The sequence below is a fragment of the Nitrospira sp. T9 genome (assembly GCF_052156535.1).
Lineage (GTDB): Bacteria > Nitrospirota > Nitrospiria > Nitrospirales > UBA8639 > Nitrospira_E.
The window spans coordinates 197,312-216,190 of sequence record NZ_JBQKUP010000041.1; the positions used below are offsets into that span (position 1 = coordinate 197,312).

Here is an 18,879-nt window from a genome sequence, read left to right on the forward strand (position 1 = left end):
AAAAAAGATTCGTCCACATGCGGTTTAGTCATCATGCCAGTCTGCACGGTGTGCCGGTGCAGTTTTCCGTGATGAATCCGCTTCCATCTCTTCTGCGTATTTCCCGAAGTTCGCCGCACTGTTACATTTGGCTCTATGATAAAGAGCCTGTTGACCAGCCTTGAGGTTTTCGGCCTTCCCATGCCAGGCCTCCAGCGCAGGATCCTGTAGAGCCCGGCCATAGGAAAAGCTGATTTTCCAGGGCTTCGTTGAGGGAAGTTGATTAATGGCATTCAAATGTGCGGTGGCAAGGCGGTCATGCTGACCGCCTGATAAGAACACGATCCCGGGAACAGCGGCCGGTACATGGCGGGCGAGACATTGTAGCGTAGCTTGAGCCACCTCCTGAACCGAGGCCTGCTTTGAACACTCCTTCCCTGAAATGACCATGTTGGGTTTCAGAAGCATACCTTCCAGTAAGATTCTCTGGTCATAAAGGGCGTTGAAGACCGCATGGAGTACTTGCCCAGTGACCTCCCCGCAGCATTCGATGGTATGGGGACCGTCCATCAGCACCTCGGGTTCGACAATCGGGACTAGCCCCTGCTCCTGACAGAGAGCCGCGTAGCGTCCCAGCGCGTGAGCATTGACCACCAGGCAGGTTTGGCTTGGTAATCCCTCGGAAATCCGAATGACCGCTCTCCATTTGGCAAACCGGGCACCCATTTTGTAATAGTCACTCAACCTGTCCCGAAGCCCGTCTAATCCCTCCGTTACTTTTTCGCCGGGCGATCCTGCAAGATTCTTCGCCCCTGTATCCACCTTGATCCCCGGGATGATTCCCAGTCTGGTGCAAATCTCCGGCAGAGGGGTTCCCTGGGAGTCTTTTTGTCGAATGGTTTCGTCGTACAAGATCACGCCGCTGATAAACTCCGAAACTCCCGGGGCGGTGATCAGCATTTCCCGGTAGGTTCGGCGGCTGTCTTCCGTTGAACTGATCTTCAGGGACTCAAATCGTTTCGTGATGGTTCCGACGGTTTCATCGGCCGCCAGAATACCTTTCCCTTCAGCTACCAGGGCCTTCGTTGTCGCTTCGAGACTGCCGTGTCTCATGGTGTTCCCCTCAAATTTTTTACCAAGCCGAGTTCAATTGGGATCAGATCAGAAATGATAATGACATAAAGTATCAACAAATTTATAGTAAATTATCCATAAAATTTTTTTGCTAAAAAATAAGTAAAACATAAAATTCCCTAGCCAATAAAGGGGAATAATAGGCATAGGCTCTGGTGTTGGAAATTTTAACGTATAATTAACAAATAAGATGCGCCAGTGTCATTTCCTGTAATGATGGAACTCATCCGCCTTGAACCAACCGGGCTGTGTCAGGGACTGCGTGTTGACAGTGTGGGACGCTAAAGAGGTACAGTTTGGTCTGTTCTTAGAAATTTCTTTGGAACCTCTATGTCTAACAAACCGCAAGAAGTTTACGTTATTCGTCACGGAGAGACGGAATGGAGTCTGAGTGGCCAACACACCGGAACCACAGATTTGCCTCTCACCGAAAACGGGCGAAATCTGGCCAGGCTTCTCAAACCCTTGTTTGCCAAACACACATTTGATCTGGTTCTGACCAGTCCTCTGCAGCGGGCCCGTGAAACGTGTCTATTGGCAGGATTCGGCGGGAAGGCCGAAGTGGACACTAATCTGGTGGAGTGGAATTATGGAGAGTATGAAGGCCTCACTCCCAAGCAGATTCACGACAAGAGACCCGGTTGGATGATTTTTACCGATGGTTGTCCTGGTGGAGAAACCCCTGAAGAGGTCGGAGCTCGGGCCGACCGTGCCATTGCCAGGGCTAAAACCGCAAAGGGTAATGTCGCACTTTTTGCACATGGTCATATTTTCCGAGTGCTGGTCGCCCGATGGCTCGGCCTTCCTGCGAGCGGAGGGCGCCATTTTCTCCTTCAGACCGGCACATTGAATGTTCTGAGTTATTACCGGGAAATTCCTGCCCTGAAGATATGGAATGCTCCACTTATTTCCGCCGAATGAGGCATTTGGCTACACTGCCTCCCGCCTTAAAGTTTTTCTCAAGATTACCATGTGATGGCCTGGTCTCCCGACTTTCATGAGATGGTAGACGTTCACTTAACGGAATTAAAACAGAGGAGAGGTTGGGTCGCGCTGGCGGGGCGGCGGAACATATTGGGCGGAGCTCACACTCTCAAAACAAATTTTGGATCGGCTTGTTTTTTGAGGGGAAGTCTGTGGCGCTATCGCCTAAAAATTATTCCGGTTTACCAAAACCGACGTCTATCGGGAAGCGCTTGAGAGGAGGTTCCCGGCGACACTGGGAAGAAATGTTTTGTTGGAAGGATCTCTCTCCCTGACTTATTCCTCCTCCTCGCTGTCCGCACTCTTCACGTCCACGAGGCTGGATTATCAGGGACCCCGTTGAGTCCCGATGTTTTCCATTTTGTTTGAATGGGGCTGTTGAAAAAAGCCGCCAGCGGCGTTCTCGCCATTTTCCCGTGCTCACGTACTGGAAGTACGCTCTGCGCGCAAAAATGACTGCGGCCTTTCCTTCGAGGGGCCTCAGGACAGGACTGGACGAACCCTTCGAAAGGCTCAGGGCATGCTTTTTTGAACCGACCCGGGGCCTCTAATTTGCAACCTGCCATTGGGTCAATATACCCTTGGAAATTATTATTATTCAACACTCCCTTGAATGAAAACGAGGGAGGTCTCCTTTTTCCGTGGTAAGCGTAGACGCTCTTTGACTGTTTAGTGCGGGAGATCTTTGGGAATAGAGTAAGGAGTCGAGACGACAGGCTTACTCAAGAGTAATAGGCCTCCACCAGGACGGCCGATACAAGCTTTTTCGTATATGTAGGAGAGTAGTGTCTCGGCTTCTGTCACTGAAACCACGATATTTACCATCCTCACTAAAATTGACTCGGGTAACCCTCCCTTTTTCGTGATTGCTTCCCGAAGGGCAGCAATGCCTCGACATGAAACACTCTCCGCGCGAATGATGCCCTTTTCCTCGCGCAACGTCTTGAGCAAGACTCTGTCCGTGCCGTCATCGGGCAGAACGCAGGTAATAATCTGACTGGGTTCAAGAGGTATCAGGTGGTCGGAGTCTTGTCCGAGGCTCATGATCTTTCCTGCACTGAACCTTTTTTCCGTAATTGTTCCTTCACCGTCTCTGGAATATAGGTTGCGACCTTTTCCAGGGGCGTGATGTATAAGAAACCTCTGGCAGGAGCATCAAGCTGGCCGGCCTTAAAAATGTTGCTGGCCACGATATCGGTTTGCTCGGAAGAGACCAGGACACTGATGACATCCTTTGAGGCATCCACGGCAATTCCCAGTATTCCCAAACGTTCGCGAATACCTACTCCTCTGCTCTGGTGGACTAATACTCCCCTTGCCCCGGCATCCCGCGCGGCTTTGACAATCAGGTCGGCATCCCCTGATTGCACCACGCATGTAATCATGGCGACGTCCGTAAGATAGGTCATGTTCGTACTCATACAATGCCTTGAACCTCCTGTATCTGTGAAACGGTTCTCGCTTCAAGGGCCGCACGAGCTTGTGCCTTGGCTTGGTAGTCTGCCCAAAGACCGGTCATCAATACAGTCAGAATAGGGCCGATGGAGGCCATGGAAAGAATGCCAAACCCCTCCACAGCATGAGTGGCATTACCAAATCCCAACCCCATGGCTAAGACGAGCGGGACCGTGATGGGACCCGTGGTCACACCGGCACTATCCCAGGCCACATTGACGAAGGCTTCACTGGAAAAAATGGTGAGCACAAAAGCCAAGAGGTACCCGACCAGGATCAACCAGACTAACGGTAAATCAAAAATCAGTTTGGCTAAACCCGTGGCAATCCCGACGCCAACACCAAGTGAGACGGCCATAATCAGCGTTTTTTTCTTAAATACCCCGTTGGTGAGATTTTCGGCCGTTGTGCCGAGCGCGTTGAGGGCCGGTTCGGCCACTGTCGCACCAAAGCCAAGTCCCCAGGCAAAGGCCAGTGAAAGAATCAACCCTACCGAATAGACATAAATAGGTGATATTGGCACGCCCGAGAGAGACATGAATGCAGCAGGAACCAAGCTACCCACGGTTCCTCCTAATTGTGAAAGTCCGTAGGTCAGTCCCAAGTTAAAGACGCACATGCCGATAATCGTCAGGCCAATCCCATACAGAATCTCGCCCTTATTGGGGAGCGAATCATTGAGTATGAGCCTGAGGACCACGAAGAGAAACAGAACCAGTGGGAGGATTGCGCGGACCCCCAACACTATCTCCTCGCCAGGACTGCGTTCATACCAGGGGGGCGCCACGGCTTGAACAGTTCCGGACATGTGGTTGGCGGCCGCAATAATTTCAGCGGGTGTCACCGTGGATGCAATGTAGAAAGCCAGGATAAGCACGCCAATGACAGGGAAAAGGGAGGCCATGGTTACAATTCCGAAACCGGATAATCCTGAATCTCCCTTCCCTGCTGCCGTCGCAATTCCGATACCCAATGCCAGGACCAAGGGCACGGTGACCGGTCCTGTTGTCACGGCGCCGGCATCCCAGGCCAACCCTAGTACATTAGTCAGATCCGAATCAGAGGCTCCATAGAGCGTCAAGACAAGGACAGGAGCCAGGGAACCGTAGATAAACGGTTTGAGACTCCAGCCATACAAGAACCTTAAGGTGCCGATGACGGCTGCTAAGCCCACACTGAACCCGATCACCAGCACAAGGGTTTCAGACCAGTCATTCAGCAGGGCATACAGATAGGCGGCCTTCTCAACCACGACATTCTGGCCGGCAACTTTCAATGCCCCGATAGCCGGCTCGGCAAAGGTGACCCCAATTCCAAGAAGAAGGGTGATGACTAAAACCAATGGTAATGGTGATTTCTCGGGTAAGCGCTTGCCGATGATAGTGCCAAAGGGCATCAGTCCCAGCTTCAGACCTTCCATAAAAAACATCAGTCCAACAATGACGGCAAACAGGCCACTCATGATCATCCAGGAGTCCTGGACCAGTTGGCGCAAAATTAAGATCTGGAACAATGCCAGGTATAACCCCAGGGGGATGACCGATTTGACCTGTTCCATGAATCGAACTGAGACATAGGGGCGTAGGAGTTTGAAGATTTCCCTAGGCGTCAGGTCAATTCGGGGCGGTTGGTAGGGTATCAGATGCCCGCGCGAATCCCATTCCAATTTAGGATTCAGGACATTGAAACTGAATTCAGCATCTCCATGCCCGAGTGCACGTTGATAATCTCCGAATCGATAGGAATCAGTCATCATTCTCTATTGGGGTCAATCTAGAAGGTTTCCGGCAGTATACCGTTCAGATTCTTTCCAGGAAAGGACAAAAGTCAAAAGAGAAAATTTTCCCTTTTATTTTATGATCCTAAAAACGACAGTTGCTCTGATGAAACACCGCCCATGCTTCGACAAGCTCGGCACGAACGGTATTTGAAGTACTCAGGGGCTGTTGAAAAAAGCCGCCAGCGGCGTTCTCGCCATTTTTCCGTGCTCACGTACTGGAAGTACGCTCTGCGCGCAAAAATGGCTGTGGCCTTGCTGGACGAACTTTTTTGAACCGCCCCGAGACCTCTAATATGCAACGTGCCTGTGGGGCAATATGCCCTTGGAAATTGGTTTTATTCAACACTCCCACTCACTCAATTGGGGAAGTGTCCGTTCGCCCTGACCAGCCTGCGGAGCGGGCGTGTCGAAGGGTTGCGCACCGACCAACTGCCGTTTTTAGGATTATGTGAATGGAATAGTAACGGAACAAATCAGAGTGCACGAAACCTATTGCATATGATCATCATTTCGTGATCGGGGATCCGGAATTGTAACCTAAGAAATCCTGTGGAGTGAAAGGGCGATCCATTTCGAATTCAAGGGGTGGATGCCGGTATTCAGAAAAAGGAGCGAAAGAGGTAACGTTGGAATATCATCCAAGGCGCTATTCATGGAGCTATTGCTGTTTGATACGGCGTGGTGGACACCGCCCCATTCAGTGACCGATGGTTTTCAGGGATCAGATCGACAAGTGAGTGCGGAAATGAGTTGAAAAATTCGACGACGGGGATAGGATGTACACACGAGTATGGAGGAACGCGCCAGAAAAAGGGGGAGGCGGAAAGGGGAAAATGTCACATGCAGCATCAAGTAATCCTACTTTCCTCTTGCGCAAGGAAGCCGTGCCCGGGTCTGCGGCTTGCGCACCGCTTTTATCCATCGGTCATCTCAGTGAATTGGCAGGTCTTGCACCAGTGGTACGTACCATAAGTCATACAGTCTGTCTTACACTGGGCAGTCTGTCATACATGGGAACAACATGTCATGGTTGAGATTCGGGTGAGAATTGTTCGGCCTTACAGCTTTACGATGGGTATTGAAAATCCATCGTAGGGTTTGTCCGTAAAACGCGCTTGTTGCTTAGCGGGTCTCGAAGGGCGCAAACTTTGTGTGAAGCAAAAGGTCGGTGAAAGCAACCTCTCCGTGGGTTCTGAAAGAGACGAGTTTATCACTTCTCAAAACCGGGGTATGGTATGTTTCGCTCATTACCTGTCAACCACTTCATCTCCCTGGACAGGCGTGTCGGCGGACGGGATTTCGGAGTAGATATGTCAAGGGACACGACGTCATGACTGAAGAAACCCGATCCGCCGGCAATCTCGTGGGCGGAGGTCCGGTCAAAGGATGGCGTGCGGCCTTTCCGCCGGCGCAATGGCTGGCGACATATCAGTCGCAATGGGTGACCCAGGACGCCATTGCCGGCGTCACCCTTGCTGCCTACGGTATTCCAGTGTCACTCGCCTATGCGTCCCTCGCCGGATTGCCGCCGCAATACGGCGTGTACTGCTACCTGGTCGGGGGCCTGTTCTATGCGTTGTTCGGCTCGTCGCGCCAGCTTGCGATCGGGCCCACTTCGGCGATCTCAATGCTTGTCGGGGTCACTGTCGCCGGCATGGCACAGGGCGACCCCGGACGATGGGCGGACATCGCAGGGCTGACAGCCCTGGTCATGGCTGTCATGTGCGTGTTTGCATGGCTGCTGCGATTGAGTTCTCTGGTCAACTTCATCAGCGAAACCATCCTGCTCGGTTTCAAAGCCGGCGCAGCGCTTACGATCGCCTTGACTCAGTTGCCCAAGTTGTTCGGGGTCAAAGGGGGCGGAGAACATTTCTTCGAGCGGCTCGTCGTACTAGGTAGCCAGATTCCCGATGCTAACCTCGCGGTGTTGATTTTCGGTCTTGCTGCGCTTGCCATGCTATTAGTGGGGGAAAGGCTACTGCCGGGTCAGCCGGTCGCACTGTTCGTCGTGGTGATTTCCATCATTGTCTTATCGGTTACGTCCCTTCGTGATCTTGGTTTCCATGTCGTCGGCGCGCTGCCGGTGGGGTTGCCGGACTTCCATGCGCCGGCCCTGCGGGTACGGGATGTGGACGGCGTGCTTCCTTTGGCGTTTGCCTGTCTGTTGCTGGCCTACGTAGAAAGCGTGTCCGCAGCACGAACCCTGGCGCAAGCGAACGGCTACGAAATTAACCCACGCCAGGAATTACTCGGACTCGGTGCCGCGAATCTGGCTGCGGCATTCTGTCAGGCGTACCCGGTGGCGGGCGGGCTGTCACAATCGTCCGTGAACGACAAGGCCGGGGCGAAAACGCCGCTCGCGCTGGTGTTCGCATCAGCAACCATCGGCCTGTGCCTGATCTACCTGACGGGATTGTTGAGCAACTTGCCCATCGTCGTGCTTGCGGCCATCGTGCTCTTTGCCGTCAAGGGGTTGGTTGACATCGGCGAACTGCGTCATGTGTGGCGAGTTAGCCGGTTCGATTTCAGCGTCACGATGGTTGCTTTCGCCGGTGTGTTAGTGCTGGGTATCCTGAAAGGCGTGATGGTGGCGGTCGTGATCTCGATGTTATTGCTCATCCGACGCGCCGCGCAACCGCATGTGGCCTTCCTCGGCCGCATCCCCGGCACCCGGAATTACTCCGACATAAGCCGCAACCCGACGAACGAAGCCGTGCCCGGGGTACTGGTGTTTCGTGTGGAGGCGTCGCTGTTGTACTTCAATGTTGAGCACGTGCGTGATGCCGTCTGGCAGAACATTCGTTCAACCACCGGCACGCTGAAACTGGTGGTATGCGATCTTTCCACTTCACCCATCGTCGACCTGGCCGGTGTGCGTATGCTGGCAACCCTGCAGGCGACACTCGAGGAAATGGGGATCCTTCTTCGGCTCGTTTCGCCGCACGCAACGGTGCGCGATATCCTGCGCGCCGAAGGATTGGAGGAACGCGTCGGCTACTTCGGTCATGGGGTCACGGTGGCTGATGCCATCGACGAGTTCCAGGAGTATCCAGGAGAGGGGAGTCAAGCTGCTCAAATTCCACCGGCAACATAGCAACCACCCTCACCCCTGCGTATCCAGCGTCAACTTGGCAGATCCTGCTAATGGGTACCCCTGCTTTCCATCCTTTAGCGGGTCGACGGGAAATTTTTGACGCCGGACCTCATGCCCACCGGCAGATTTCAGCTTCCTTCGAATTTATCTTTTCCTAAGGAGGGGAGGGCGGCATCTTTGTGGTTGGCTTTTATCCCGACTCAAACCCAAAATCGAGATTATACGAATAGAAATGATTGCAGGGGGCCTCATGTTATAGAATGAAAAATATATGTTTCGACCCTCACGAAAATTTTGGATCAGCCTGGCTCTCATTTTTGGAGCCTGTGTCGTTCTCGCCTATGTGTTATTCCCGTTTATCAAAACCGAACTATATCGCGATACTCTTGAACGGGGGTTTTCGGCGGCCCTGGGAAGAAAGGTTTCCCTGGAAGGACCTCTCTCTCTGACTTTTTCCTTGCATCCGCGGTTAATTCTGGAACATGTTTCTGTGTCTAATCCTCCCTGGGCTTCTCAACCACATTTTTTCCGGGCCGACCGGCTTGAGATCGGACTATCCTTGGGACCGCTTCTCCAACGTCGCTTGGAGGCGGAAAAGATTGCTCTTGAGGGCGCTGAACTTTTTTTAGAAGAAGGATCGGAAGGTCTCGACAACTGGACCTTCCGAAAGGACAGCCAGCCTGGAATCGTGTCCCGGTCCGTGCCATCGGTCTTCATGACTGTTTCCGAAAGAGGGGAGATCTTTATCGAACGCTCCCGAGTCAGGTACCGGTCATATCCGGCTGGGAAAACGACAGATGTGTCCATTCATCGGGGAGTGGTCAATGCCCCAGATGACCAGCACAGAAAATTTTCAGTTGAAGGTACCTACCAGGATAGCCCTGTCAACATTGAGTTGATTGGCGGGCGTATTATGGATCTCTTCACCCTGACCGAAGCCTGGCCGGTCGATGGCGTGCTGGTTACAACGGGCGCATCCGCATCTATCAAAGGAAGCGTTGGGGGGGCGAACTCCGATCAGATGTTTGATCTCCAGGTCCAGATTGACGGGGATCGTTTGAGTGCGCTGAATGCTCTTCTAAAGGTTGGCCTTCCCGATTCCGCCCCGTTCATGATCGAAGCCAATGTCGTGAAGATTCCGGATGTCATCAACTTGAATAATATCCGGGGAACGTTGGGTTCCTCGGATCTTGGCGGGCAATTGCGGATACAGACCGGAGGAGGACGTCAAAAGATGACCGGTCGATTGACTTCTCACTCCTTACAGATTCATGACTTGATGTCTCTATCACATACCAACGGATCTCAAAAGGCGGCTTCTCTGGAACAACCGGAGTCCAAATCTTCTGCCTCGATGCCTTTGGATGTTGATCTGGATGTGACCATCGCAAACCTGTTGCTGGGTGAGACGGACATTGGTTCGTTATCTCTTACGGCCGGCATGCAGGAAGATCAGATTTTCCTCGATCCAATTCAGATGAAAAGTTTTGGAGGAACGTTGCAAGCCAATTTAGATGTTGATCTGAAAAATTCGGCACCACGGACCAGGTTGAAAGCCCGGTTCAACTCTTTTAATTTTGGGCAGGCGCTGGAGGCGTTCGGGGTGACAAAAGGTATTGCCGGACAGATCAATCTGGACGTGTTGGCCTTTGGGCACGGGACCACTCTTCAGGAATTTCTTCCGTCGTTGAACGTCGATATTCGGACGGATCGCACCACAATCGCTCGTTCCGATTCAATTCCAGAAAATCGACTGCCCGTTGCCTTTCCCCAGCTATCGCTGAGGATTTCAAAAGGCGGCCCCATAGAGATTCGGGGCAAAGGAACTTTTCAGGATAAGACCTATGGAGTCCGACTCATGACCGGCTCTCTCATTGAAATGATCGGACCGAGGAAACCCTGGCCCATTTCCCTCACCGCTCAGAGGGGTGACGCGGTGCTGACTGCAACGGGGACCTTGAATCCTGATCGTCCGGAAATGAGCGGCACGTTAGGGGTATCGCTCAAAGGCAAGAATCTGAGTGAGCTTCATACCGATCTGCCGGCAGTTGGTCCGTACCATTTCAAAGCCCTGGTGACCAAAGAAGGACCTCGTTACCGCATGAATGATTTTCAAAGCCGATTCGGGACCAGCGATCTTTCAGGAACCCTGGAGGTGGCGACAGAAAAACATCCCCCTCAATTCACGGGGACATTGAACGCAGAACATGTCAATTTCAGAGAACTGTCCACTCCAGGTGATACCTCTATCCCTACGGAAGCCTTTAGCGCCGCCAATGGGAATTTGAAGTTGATAATTTATCAAGCCAATATTGGAGAATTTCAGTTGTCAGATCTGATTGTGGATGCCAAGCTTCATGCCGGCCTTCTCACCGTCAAGGATGTGCAAGGCACTCTTTTTAATCAGCAATCATCTTACGGAAACTTTCAGGGTAGGCTCGATCTGGATACCACCAAACCGATTCCTTCTGTTTCCGGGCAAATGACCTTGAGCGATATCAGATATGAGTATGTCTTTTCTGATGTACAGTTTGTAAATCCAAAAGATTATGTCATAAATCTGCATGCTAAATTTTCAAGTGTTGGCGCAACCGTTGACACTCTCCTGGCTCAACCTACCGTTACCCTCACAGGACACAATCTTCAGGTACGTCTCGATGGAGGAAAGAACCGTGGAGAGCCTTTGGACCTGCGTTCCAACCTCTTGGTCGAAAGCGTAACAGGCGGCCCTTTGGGCTTGTATGCCGAGGGGCGGCTTGAAAATACTCCTTTTCGCCTTCGTTTTTCGGGAGGCCGGGTGAGTGACCTCTTGGACAACAAGGGATTTTGGCCGGTAAACATCCGGGCAGATGTGCCACGTGCCATGGCTGAGCTGAGCGGCTATGTGGCTCTTCCTCATCCAGGCGAGAAATTTTCGTTCCAGATCCATGTAAAAGGAGACAATTTGAGAGATCTGGACTTCATGGCGACATCTGATTTGCCTGATGCAGGTCCGCTGGAAATAGCCGGCCTCGTGACGAAATCTTCCGTGGGATACCACGTCACTAATTTTGAAGGATCTCTAGCTGGAAGTGATATGAGTGGCGATGTAACGGTCCTAACGGAAGGTATTCGCCCACGAGTGCATGGGAAACTTACCGCAGAGAATCTTGTCCTGGGTTCTGTAAAACAACCTTTAGATGATTCCTCAGCAAAACAAAAGCGATCGACGCTGAAATCCATTGGTGACTCGGTGAAGGGCATTGGATCATCGGCTGTGAATATCGTACGCGATACCATAGGCATGCGGAGAAAATCTGAGGCTCTACCACCCAAATCGATTCCGGATTGGATTTTTCCGGTTGAGGACCTCAGGGCCATTGATCTCAGGCTTGATGTCGGGGTCAAACATGTTCGAAAGGAGGAAGAAGATCTGGGGCATGCTTCATTTCATATCGCCCTTGAAGAAGGCTTGCTCACACTACATCCCCTGACCGGAAATCTTTGGGGAGGAGACTTTGAAGGGAAATTTGTCCTCGACGGTACCAAATACGTTCCGACTCTTGATGTGGAATTGCACATCCATGGCCTGAATTATGGGCGCGTCGCCAGATATTTCGGTGGCGCCGATCTGGTGAATGGGAAATCCCAATCCATCCTACTAGCCCTGTCGGGTCGAGGAGATACGTTACATGAAGTGTTGGGTCAAGCCAGTGGACGATTTGAACTGGTTGATGGTCCACTTGAATTGGCCACAAAATATATCGATTTGTGGGCGGCTGATTTGATCACGACGGCGTTAACCACCGCCTGGAAAAGTGAATCGGTCACCAAATTGAATTGTACGGTCGGGTATTTTGATATTGAAGAGGGAGTGGTGAAAAGTGATGATATCCTCATCGATTCCCATCGGCTGACTATCGCCGGCATAGGAAAATTGAATTTGGCCGACGAAACGGTGGACATAGTCCTGACTCCCAGGCCCAAAGACCCCAGTTTATTCAGTTTGGCTCACACGGTCCGCATCACCGGTCCGCTTTCGAATCCGGATGTGTCAAGCGACAAACTCCGGATTGCGGAAAGCGGAGGTTGGGGGTTGCTGGGTCTGGTCACTCCAATGGGATGGGTCATTGCGATTCCACAGATAGCGGGAACCACGGTGGGTACGATGAATCAAAATCCCTGTGTTGAGGCACTAAAGGGTCGACAGCAAACCGCTCAGGCTCTTGATGAGATTAAAGGCGGCTTATGGGGAAAGATTAAAAGGGCTTTTAGTAATCTTGGCGGGGCATCCGAATCGTCTTCGAATACTAAGGAGTGAAGGGAGTTTCTCGGTGAACAGGGGCAACCGTTTATGGTTCCTATGCTATGATTTTCTCCAAAGGCCGAAGCAGCCTACCGACCGGCCTTGAACGAATCGGTTTGCATTCTTGTTTCTTTGCTCTTCACTAAAACGAACGTGGAAGCCCCGCTCTTTGAGCGGGGAGGAAACGTTCAGTCGGCCGGAGGCCGACCCAGGTGGTGATAGTATGGGCGCATTCCGGTTAAACGAACCAGCCATGCGGTTTATGGCACGCACACCACCTGGTCCAGGCTCCAAAATATCGAAGGCGGATTGTTCGAGAGAATATCCGCCAACATCTTGTGCAGGTGTTTCGCCAGATGATGTTGTTTTAAGGGTTTTGGAATGCCCCGCCCTTTGGGCGGGGAATTTCACTCCTTTAGACTTTTTTTCCAGGTTTGGTCCCGCATCATGGCAAGGAGGATAAAGACCCCACCGATGATGGCTCCAACCCCAAAAATTTGGTAGATATTGATTCCCGCGATAATCGGGCCTTTAGAAAGAGCCATCACAATCGAGGTTCCGATGACCAGGGCTGCGGTAATGGCAGCCACGGCCAGTCGGCTGACAGCTCGTATGAGCACGTGTTTGAGTTCATCAAGTTGAGTCAGCTCTATGCAAAATTTCACGTTGCCGGTTTTAGCCGTATAGATTGCACGGCGTATCTCCTTGGGCAGGTCCGCGAACAACTCTAGATATTGTATGAGAACTTTGAGCCCGCGTTTTCCGAGGGCTTTGGGAGACAACTGGTTGAGCACGGCCTCCTGAAGGGTGGGCTGAATCGCGACCATCATGTCAAAGCCGGGGTCAAGCTTCTTAAAAGCTCCTTCTAGTGACACAAAAACCTTGAGCAGCATGGCCTGATCCGGTGGCATCGTGAGATTGTTGTTCCGGACAAGGGCCAACAGGTCTCCTACCATAACGGAAAGATCCATGTGCTCCATCGACCTTCCGGAATACTTGCCCAGAAATTCATCAACGGCCACCATAAGTTCCCCTGGGTCTTCTCCTTCCCGGTCAGACCATTGCAACAGGATGGTGCAGAGGCCCTCGGCATCATTTTGTAACAGGGACTGGAGCAGTTTCATGATTTGCTGCCGTCTAATCTCAGAGACGCGTCCAATCATGCCAAAATCGATGAAGGCAATACGTTCCCCCGGTAAAATGAAAAAATTTCCGGGGTGGGGATCTGCGTGGAATATCCCGTCAACCATAATCATTTTGAGTACCGCATTGGCTCCAGTCATGGCAATGCGCTTCCGATCCATGCCCGCTTCATCAATGGCTTGAATATTCACGCCGGGAATTCCCGCTACAAATTCCTGGATATTTATGCGTTCCTTGGTCCATTCCCAGTAAATTTTGGGAATCACGATTTGTTCATGACCTTCGAAGTTGGCCGCAATTTGCTCGGCATTTTGCCCTTCCGTCGTGAAGTTGAGTTCATTCTGTAACGATTTCACGAATTGCTGGACCACTTTTTGGGGATGATAGGAGGCTAACTCAGGAACGTTTCTTTCAGCCAATGACGCCAAATATGTTAACAGCCGCATATCGGATTCAATCTGCGCCCGAATTCCGGGGCGTTGGATTTTGAGTATAACTTTGGTCCCGTCTTTTAGGGTGGCCCGGTGAACCTGGGCCATAGAAGCGGCAGCCAGGGGCTTGGTATCGACGTCTTGGAAAATATCTTCAAGAGGGCCTCCCAAATCTTCTTCGATCTGAGGGCGAAGCTCTTCAAAATCCAGTTGTGGTGCCTGTGATTGGAGTTTTTCGAATTCACTGATCCACTCAGGTCCGAACAGGTCGGGGCGAGTGGCGAGGATTTGACCGAGTTTGACAAAGGTTGGTCCGAGTAATTCAAAGAGTTTCCGTATACGCTCAGGACGTTCGAGGTGGGCAATGTCTTCTGCGTATTTCCACCTCATAATCTTGCCTGTCTGTTCAGCTGCGGCTTCAAGCCCCATTTTTTTGAAAAAATCGCCGAATCCCGCGATACTGAATGCTCTGATGATTTCGTGCAACCGACCCAGGTCGGCAATTTTTGATTGGAGTCCCAATGTCTAGCCCTCCTGTGATTTCCGTATTTTGGTGGTCGTGCTACGCTTTTTTACATGGTTTTCCATAAACCCAAATGAGATCCCTGCAAAGTGCTCAGGGTTAAATACTGCGTTGAGTACTTGATGAAAGTCAGTCTCGGTGCTGTCCATTTTAGTGTATACCTGGACTCTTATATTAAATTTAGTTGTAATATAATGCGTTGAGAAGGGAAAAAGAAATGTACATTACGGGTGTTTTATGCTGCCAACCCTATGCCTTATTTATCAATTTTCAAAAGACAAGCCTTCTCTGAGGCATTGTGAGGATTTTTTTTCGTAGCGTGTCTCGGGGTTGGCCTTTTTGGCTCCATGTTCATCGTGGAGGGAAGGAATCTTCCTCTTGATAGCTTTTGAATATTACCCTAAAGCAAGAGATGCTGACCCAAGGGTGTCGGGTTGTCGCCCGGCTATCTTTCCCTACATACTCATGCTCCAAAACCCGCTATAATTTTATCCACAGTAAATTTTTATCATGGGAGGTGAAATAACTATGGTGGTATCATCCGGCCTGAGGCTTTCTTCATTATTCCATAGGGTTAAAAAAGGCTTATTGAAATTGGGGTCTATGGTCATGGTTGGGGTGATGGTAAGTATCTGTCTGATTCTGATGGATTTCACCCGTCCTGCGATGGCCGTTCCTACGGCCGAGGAATTGCTCAAGGCCCTGCCTCTTTCCGACGGCGAACGGAAAGATGTTCTGAAGGGAGAGATTGTGCGATTTACGACAGAGGAAGGCTCTGATCGAGAGCTGGCGCTGGGAGCGGTTTTGCTGGTGAGCAAGGTACCTGAAAATTTGGTTTCGCTCTTTCGAGAGGCTATCGTCTTCAAGCTTGTCGGGGCGGTCACTGCGTTTGGGGAGATTTCCGACAAGGCGACCGTTGGGGACTTTGCGGGGTTGAAATTCGAGCCCAATGGAGAAGACGAATCCAAACGCTACCTTGAAGCTGAACCGGGCGATAAGTTGAATCTGGACCCGAAGGAAATTTCCGCTTTTCAGGCCCTCAAGGCCAAAGGCGGATCCCAGTCAGATGTCGAGGCACTTGTCCGTGAACTTTTGCTTGCCCGCTATCAAGCCTATCGAGACAAAGGTCTGTCAGGGATCCCCCCCTATGCGCGGGGTGGAGAGAAGATGTATCAGTTGAGTCAGGATCTTCTTCTAGCCACCAACGAGGCCAAGCTTGTCGCGAAATACTTTCCCTCTTTCCATCAAACCTTACTCAAATATCCAGCCATTCAGGCCAAGCCACTCGAGGTCCGGTTTAATTGGGCCAATGTTGACGTGTTTAGCCGACCGACATTGATTTTAAGCCATCGCATGTTATTCAAGGAGGGCGAGGCTTACGTGGTCGTTGACCGACACTTTTATGCCAGCCACGAGTATAACGGCTTGCAGTCAATCGGGGGCGCCTTTCCTACGAAAGAGGGCTCGTTATTAGTTTCTCTCTATCGTATTTCCACCGATGGAGTGGCGGGTTTCGGGTCCTCGGCGAAGCATCCAGTCGCTCGCGGGTTAATGGGGCCCTATTTCGAAGAAATATTTGAAGGGATTCGTAAGAAAGCGGAATAAACGTACCGCACGGTTCCTGAAAAGAGGAGAGAAGATAAGATGATTCGCCCCTTGTCCTCAATTTTTTATTATTAAAGCCAATCTTTAAACGAACGGATGAATTTAACGGGATTAGTTTAAACTGGATTATCCTGTTTTCTTAATGTTCTAAGGGAGATCTTCAAGCGAAAGAGTTGTAGTTGTGGGTAGGAATGTTGTGGATGGTTATGATCATTGTCGCTGTAGGTCTGCAACCAGCAAGGGCTGGTATGGCTGTGGAGATTGACAAGGAGGTGGATGCCGCACTGGAAAAACGTTACTCCCATAGTCCCGTAGCGAAGGATTTTCCCACGATCGCAAAGGGAATTCTCCTTTTTCCTGATGTCTATAAGTCAATGGCGTCCTTTGGGAACAAGTAATAGAGGAATTTCTTTTTCAATCATCGATCTGACGATGCTTTTTCCCCTAAGGGTGGAGCGAGCCAATAGTTTCGTCCGATTGGATCTAGGGATTTTGGCGTTGGCCGCCGCCTTTGTCGGATAGATACATGCCGACAAGCCATGCTACCAACACGGCGACATAAAATTGTCCCACAATGGCTTCGAGATAGGCGAGTGTGCGGGCGATCGGCTTTGCTGGCGTTATATCACCGTATCCTAATGTGGTAATGGTGACATAGCTGTAATACAGCAATTCTGAAAACTGGACTCCGATGGCGGTGGATGTCAGTCCATGAAATGAGCCGGGGTTGGTGATGTTGATGAAAAGATAAAACACCGACCAGTTGAGTCCGATCAGGAGATAAATGCAGATGGCGCCAATGATTTTATTCACAGTAATTGCGCCTGAAAGGAGCAAATGTCGTGAAGCAATCCAGGTGCTGAACAGAGAGAACACAAATAGTATGGAGATGTTGACAAAATGAAGCTCAGGAATGTCTAAGAAATAGTCGATGGTCGCCGTCGCGACTCCACTTACAGTAAGGATCATTCCTCCTACCATCAACCATTTTTTTTCACTCACATGGCTCCATATCCCCATCAGGAGCATGAGGCAAAGAGCGGGCTCCAGGAACAAACGCCTGGTCTCACCCGTGATACCTTCCTCTTGTGCAATGGCAACCGAAAGCAGGAGGAACAACAGACCTCCTAACAGATACCCAAAGTTCATTCTTTTGATAGGCATTGATGTTTTCTCCAAATGGCGAAAGAGGGAGGCTTCATTTTTATTGCCATACCTCTTTCTTCTGTCGCTCCAATGGTCGGTAGGGTAAGAATAGCGCCCCTTCAGTTCTGATTTTTTGACATAGAGGTTTCCCCAACAAAGGAGTCTTTCCATTGTGGCAGGAATGGCCACAAGATAGACGTAGATTGGTTCGAAGGCAATAGACTGAATGTCGACGTGGTGGCGATCTCAAAAGTTCTTCAAACGATTCACATAGATTTGTAGATCGGCATCTGTAAAATAGCCTCTTTCCTGCCAAATGCTTCGCCGGATACACGAATGAGGCAGTTGCGCAAAATCCCTTCTTTTATTTACAGGCATTCCTCCGAGTCTATTATACGAAATAAGGATAGGGTCCCCCGATTTAGGATGCAAAACTCCAAGGGATGCTCCATAATGTACCCCTTGAAAATAAATGGGGAGAGGATTCAAGAGCGCCCTCAGAGAAGTCGGCGTTTGATTAAACATCTTTCCCTGGTGCTCTATGACAGGAAAAAACAATTGTGTTGGTAAGTCGGACTTTTTGAGAAAGGTTGATCTTCGGGGCAGAATCCTTTGAGAGGGCCGCCTTACCTTGGCCGGAATGGATTGATGAGATTTTTTTATTTGTGGGAGGCATTTCATGACGATACGCGAAAAATCTGATTTGAAGAATAGGCCAGGGTATGGGCTACAAAAAACATGGTCATTTGTTCTCACTATTCTCCTCGCTGCATGTGCGCAAAACCCAGCCTATCTCTATGAGATGGGTGAGAGGCCGATACCCATAGGAATTGAAAAAGAAATCATCCCGCATACCACCACTCAGGATGAGGTGTTAACCCTACTTGGAGAACCCGTCGCCCGCCTCAAAACCAAGACGCATGAGGGACATATTCATATCTGGACCTATTCGTATATGGATCTTCAAAGCACCTCAGGGGACAAGGGGGAATCGCTGACTATCACCTTTGATGATAAAACCTTTGTGGTCCAAAGTGTCACCAGAGGCCCGCTTTAACTCCGGATTGGAAAATCAGGAAGAACCCATTTATGCCTGTTTTGATAGGGTAATGGGCTTCTGGGGAATTTTTCTGTGGTATACTTCTAGCTTTGCTTCTGAACGCTGAATCCACCTTGAACATAAACAGGGCTCGGAAAAATTTCAAGCGGATGGTCGGGGAATGCCACAAGTCTCCATTTCCCTTTGCGCTATCTTAGGAGATGAATCCTATTGTTCATGACACGGCGGTTCAAGTGTATCTCCAACCGTATTTTCCAAGC

Annotated in this window: 12 protein-coding genes; 6 read left to right on the plus strand and 6 right to left on the minus strand. The window is 50.6% G+C overall.

The window, feature by feature from the left end; all coding sequences use genetic code 11:
• Nucleotides 1-24: 24 nt before the first annotated feature.
• Entirely contained in the window at nucleotides 25-1,092 is a 1,068-nt protein-coding gene (locus ACTRXD_RS17700) for a class I fructose-bisphosphate aldolase (RefSeq protein ID WP_442433104.1), read from the minus strand.
• 351 nt (nucleotides 1,093-1,443) lie between these two features.
• Here ACTRXD_RS17700 and ACTRXD_RS17705 point away from each other — a divergent pair, with 351 nt between their 5' ends.
• A complete protein-coding gene (locus tag ACTRXD_RS17705) occupies nucleotides 1,444-2,034 on the plus strand; it encodes a histidine phosphatase family protein (RefSeq protein ID WP_442433105.1) in 591 nt (196 codons plus the stop codon).
• A 732-nt stretch (nucleotides 2,035-2,766) separates the two neighbouring features.
• Here ACTRXD_RS17705 and ACTRXD_RS17710 read toward each other — a convergent pair.
• Genes ACTRXD_RS17710 through ACTRXD_RS17720 form a run of 3 tightly spaced genes read right to left on the minus strand, consistent with a single transcriptional unit; the run spans nucleotide 2,767 to nucleotide 5,305 of the window.
• Nucleotides 2,767-3,141: a hypothetical protein gene (locus ACTRXD_RS17710; protein ID WP_442433106.1), complete on the minus strand. Its 375-nt coding sequence runs from the start codon at nucleotides 3,139-3,141 to the stop codon at nucleotides 2,767-2,769.
• Complete coding sequence (locus tag ACTRXD_RS17715) at nucleotides 3,138-3,518, minus strand: P-II family nitrogen regulator (RefSeq protein ID WP_442433107.1); 381 nt, start codon at nucleotides 3,516-3,518, stop codon at nucleotides 3,138-3,140. Before ACTRXD_RS17715 ends, ACTRXD_RS17710 begins: the two co-directional genes overlap by 4 nt.
• Nucleotides 3,515-5,305, minus strand: a complete 1,791-nt coding sequence (locus tag ACTRXD_RS17720; protein WP_442433439.1) for a DUF1538 domain-containing protein — start codon at nucleotides 5,303-5,305, stop codon at nucleotides 3,515-3,517. Before ACTRXD_RS17720 ends, ACTRXD_RS17715 begins: the two co-directional genes overlap by 4 nt.
• Before the next feature lie 1,357 nt (nucleotides 5,306-6,662).
• Here ACTRXD_RS17720 and ACTRXD_RS17725 point away from each other — a divergent pair.
• Together ACTRXD_RS17725 and ACTRXD_RS17730 are read left to right on the plus strand one after the other, a co-directional pair.
• Nucleotides 6,663-8,426: a SulP family inorganic anion transporter gene (locus tag ACTRXD_RS17725; protein ID WP_442433108.1), complete on the plus strand. Its 1,764-nt coding sequence runs from the start codon at nucleotides 6,663-6,665 to the stop codon at nucleotides 8,424-8,426.
• A gap of 271 nt (nucleotides 8,427-8,697) precedes the next feature.
• On the plus strand, nucleotides 8,698-12,726 hold the full coding sequence (locus ACTRXD_RS17730) for an AsmA family protein (RefSeq protein ID WP_442433109.1): 4,029 nt from the start codon (nucleotides 8,698-8,700) through the stop codon (nucleotides 12,724-12,726).
• A gap of 392 nt (nucleotides 12,727-13,118) precedes the next feature.
• On the opposite strand, the gene ACTRXD_RS17735 is transcribed toward ACTRXD_RS17730, so the two are convergent.
• Nucleotides 13,119-14,807, minus strand: a complete 1,689-nt coding sequence (locus ACTRXD_RS17735) for an ABC1 kinase family protein (RefSeq protein WP_442433110.1) — start codon at nucleotides 14,805-14,807, stop codon at nucleotides 13,119-13,121.
• A gap of 529 nt (nucleotides 14,808-15,336) precedes the next feature.
• On the opposite strand from ACTRXD_RS17735, the gene ACTRXD_RS17740 reads away from it, so the two are divergent.
• Together ACTRXD_RS17740 and ACTRXD_RS17745 are read left to right on the plus strand one after the other, a co-directional pair.
• The gene (locus ACTRXD_RS17740; protein WP_442433111.1) at nucleotides 15,337-16,413 is read left to right on the plus strand and encodes a hypothetical protein; all 1,077 of its coding nucleotides are present in this window, start codon (nucleotides 15,337-15,339) and stop codon (nucleotides 16,411-16,413) included.
• A gap of 200 nt (nucleotides 16,414-16,613) precedes the next feature.
• Nucleotides 16,614-16,811, plus strand: a complete 198-nt coding sequence (locus ACTRXD_RS17745; RefSeq protein ID WP_442433112.1) for a hypothetical protein — start codon at nucleotides 16,614-16,616, stop codon at nucleotides 16,809-16,811.
• An 85-nt stretch (nucleotides 16,812-16,896) separates the two neighbouring features.
• On the opposite strand, the gene ACTRXD_RS17750 is transcribed toward ACTRXD_RS17745, so the two are convergent.
• Nucleotides 16,897-17,577 (minus strand): ion channel, encoded by a 681-nt coding sequence (locus tag ACTRXD_RS17750; RefSeq protein WP_442433113.1) that lies wholly within the window; start codon nucleotides 17,575-17,577, stop codon nucleotides 16,897-16,899.
• A gap of 661 nt (nucleotides 17,578-18,238) precedes the next feature.
• Here ACTRXD_RS17750 and ACTRXD_RS17755 point away from each other — a divergent pair.
• The gene (locus ACTRXD_RS17755) at nucleotides 18,239-18,616 is read left to right on the plus strand and encodes a hypothetical protein (protein ID WP_442433114.1); all 378 of its coding nucleotides are present in this window, start codon (nucleotides 18,239-18,241) and stop codon (nucleotides 18,614-18,616) included.
• The last annotated feature ends 263 nt before the right edge of the window (nucleotides 18,617-18,879 follow it).

Bases quoted from the DNA above. Each gene is read 5' to 3' on its own strand.
- ACTRXD_RS17705 (WP_442433105.1), top strand. From the start codon at position 1,444: ATGTCTAACAAACCGCAAGAAGTTTACGTTATTCGTCACGGAGAGACG.
- ACTRXD_RS17740 (WP_442433111.1), top strand. From the start codon at position 15,337: ATGGTGGTATCATCCGGCCTGAGGCTTTCTTCATTATTCCATAGGGTT.
- ACTRXD_RS17725 (WP_442433108.1), top strand. From the start codon at position 6,663: ATGACTGAAGAAACCCGATCCGCCGGCAATCTCGTGGGCGGAGGTCCG.
- ACTRXD_RS17745 (WP_442433112.1), top strand. From the start codon at position 16,614: ATGGTTATGATCATTGTCGCTGTAGGTCTGCAACCAGCAAGGGCTGGT.
- ACTRXD_RS17700 (WP_442433104.1), bottom strand. From the start codon at position 1,092: ATGAGACACGGCAGTCTCGAAGCGACAACGAAGGCCCTGGTAGCTGAA.
- ACTRXD_RS17755 (WP_442433114.1), top strand. From the start codon at position 18,239: ATGACGATACGCGAAAAATCTGATTTGAAGAATAGGCCAGGGTATGGG.
- ACTRXD_RS17750 (WP_442433113.1), bottom strand. From the start codon at position 17,577: ATGCCTATCAAAAGAATGAACTTTGGGTATCTGTTAGGAGGTCTGTTG.
- ACTRXD_RS17710 (WP_442433106.1), bottom strand. From the start codon at position 3,141: ATGAGCCTCGGACAAGACTCCGACCACCTGATACCTCTTGAACCCAGT.
- ACTRXD_RS17715 (WP_442433107.1), bottom strand. From the start codon at position 3,518: ATGAGTACGAACATGACCTATCTTACGGACGTCGCCATGATTACATGC.
- ACTRXD_RS17720 (WP_442433439.1), bottom strand. From the start codon at position 5,305: ATGACTGATTCCTATCGATTCGGAGATTATCAACGTGCACTCGGGCAT.
- ACTRXD_RS17730 (WP_442433109.1), top strand. From the start codon at position 8,698: ATGTTTCGACCCTCACGAAAATTTTGGATCAGCCTGGCTCTCATTTTT.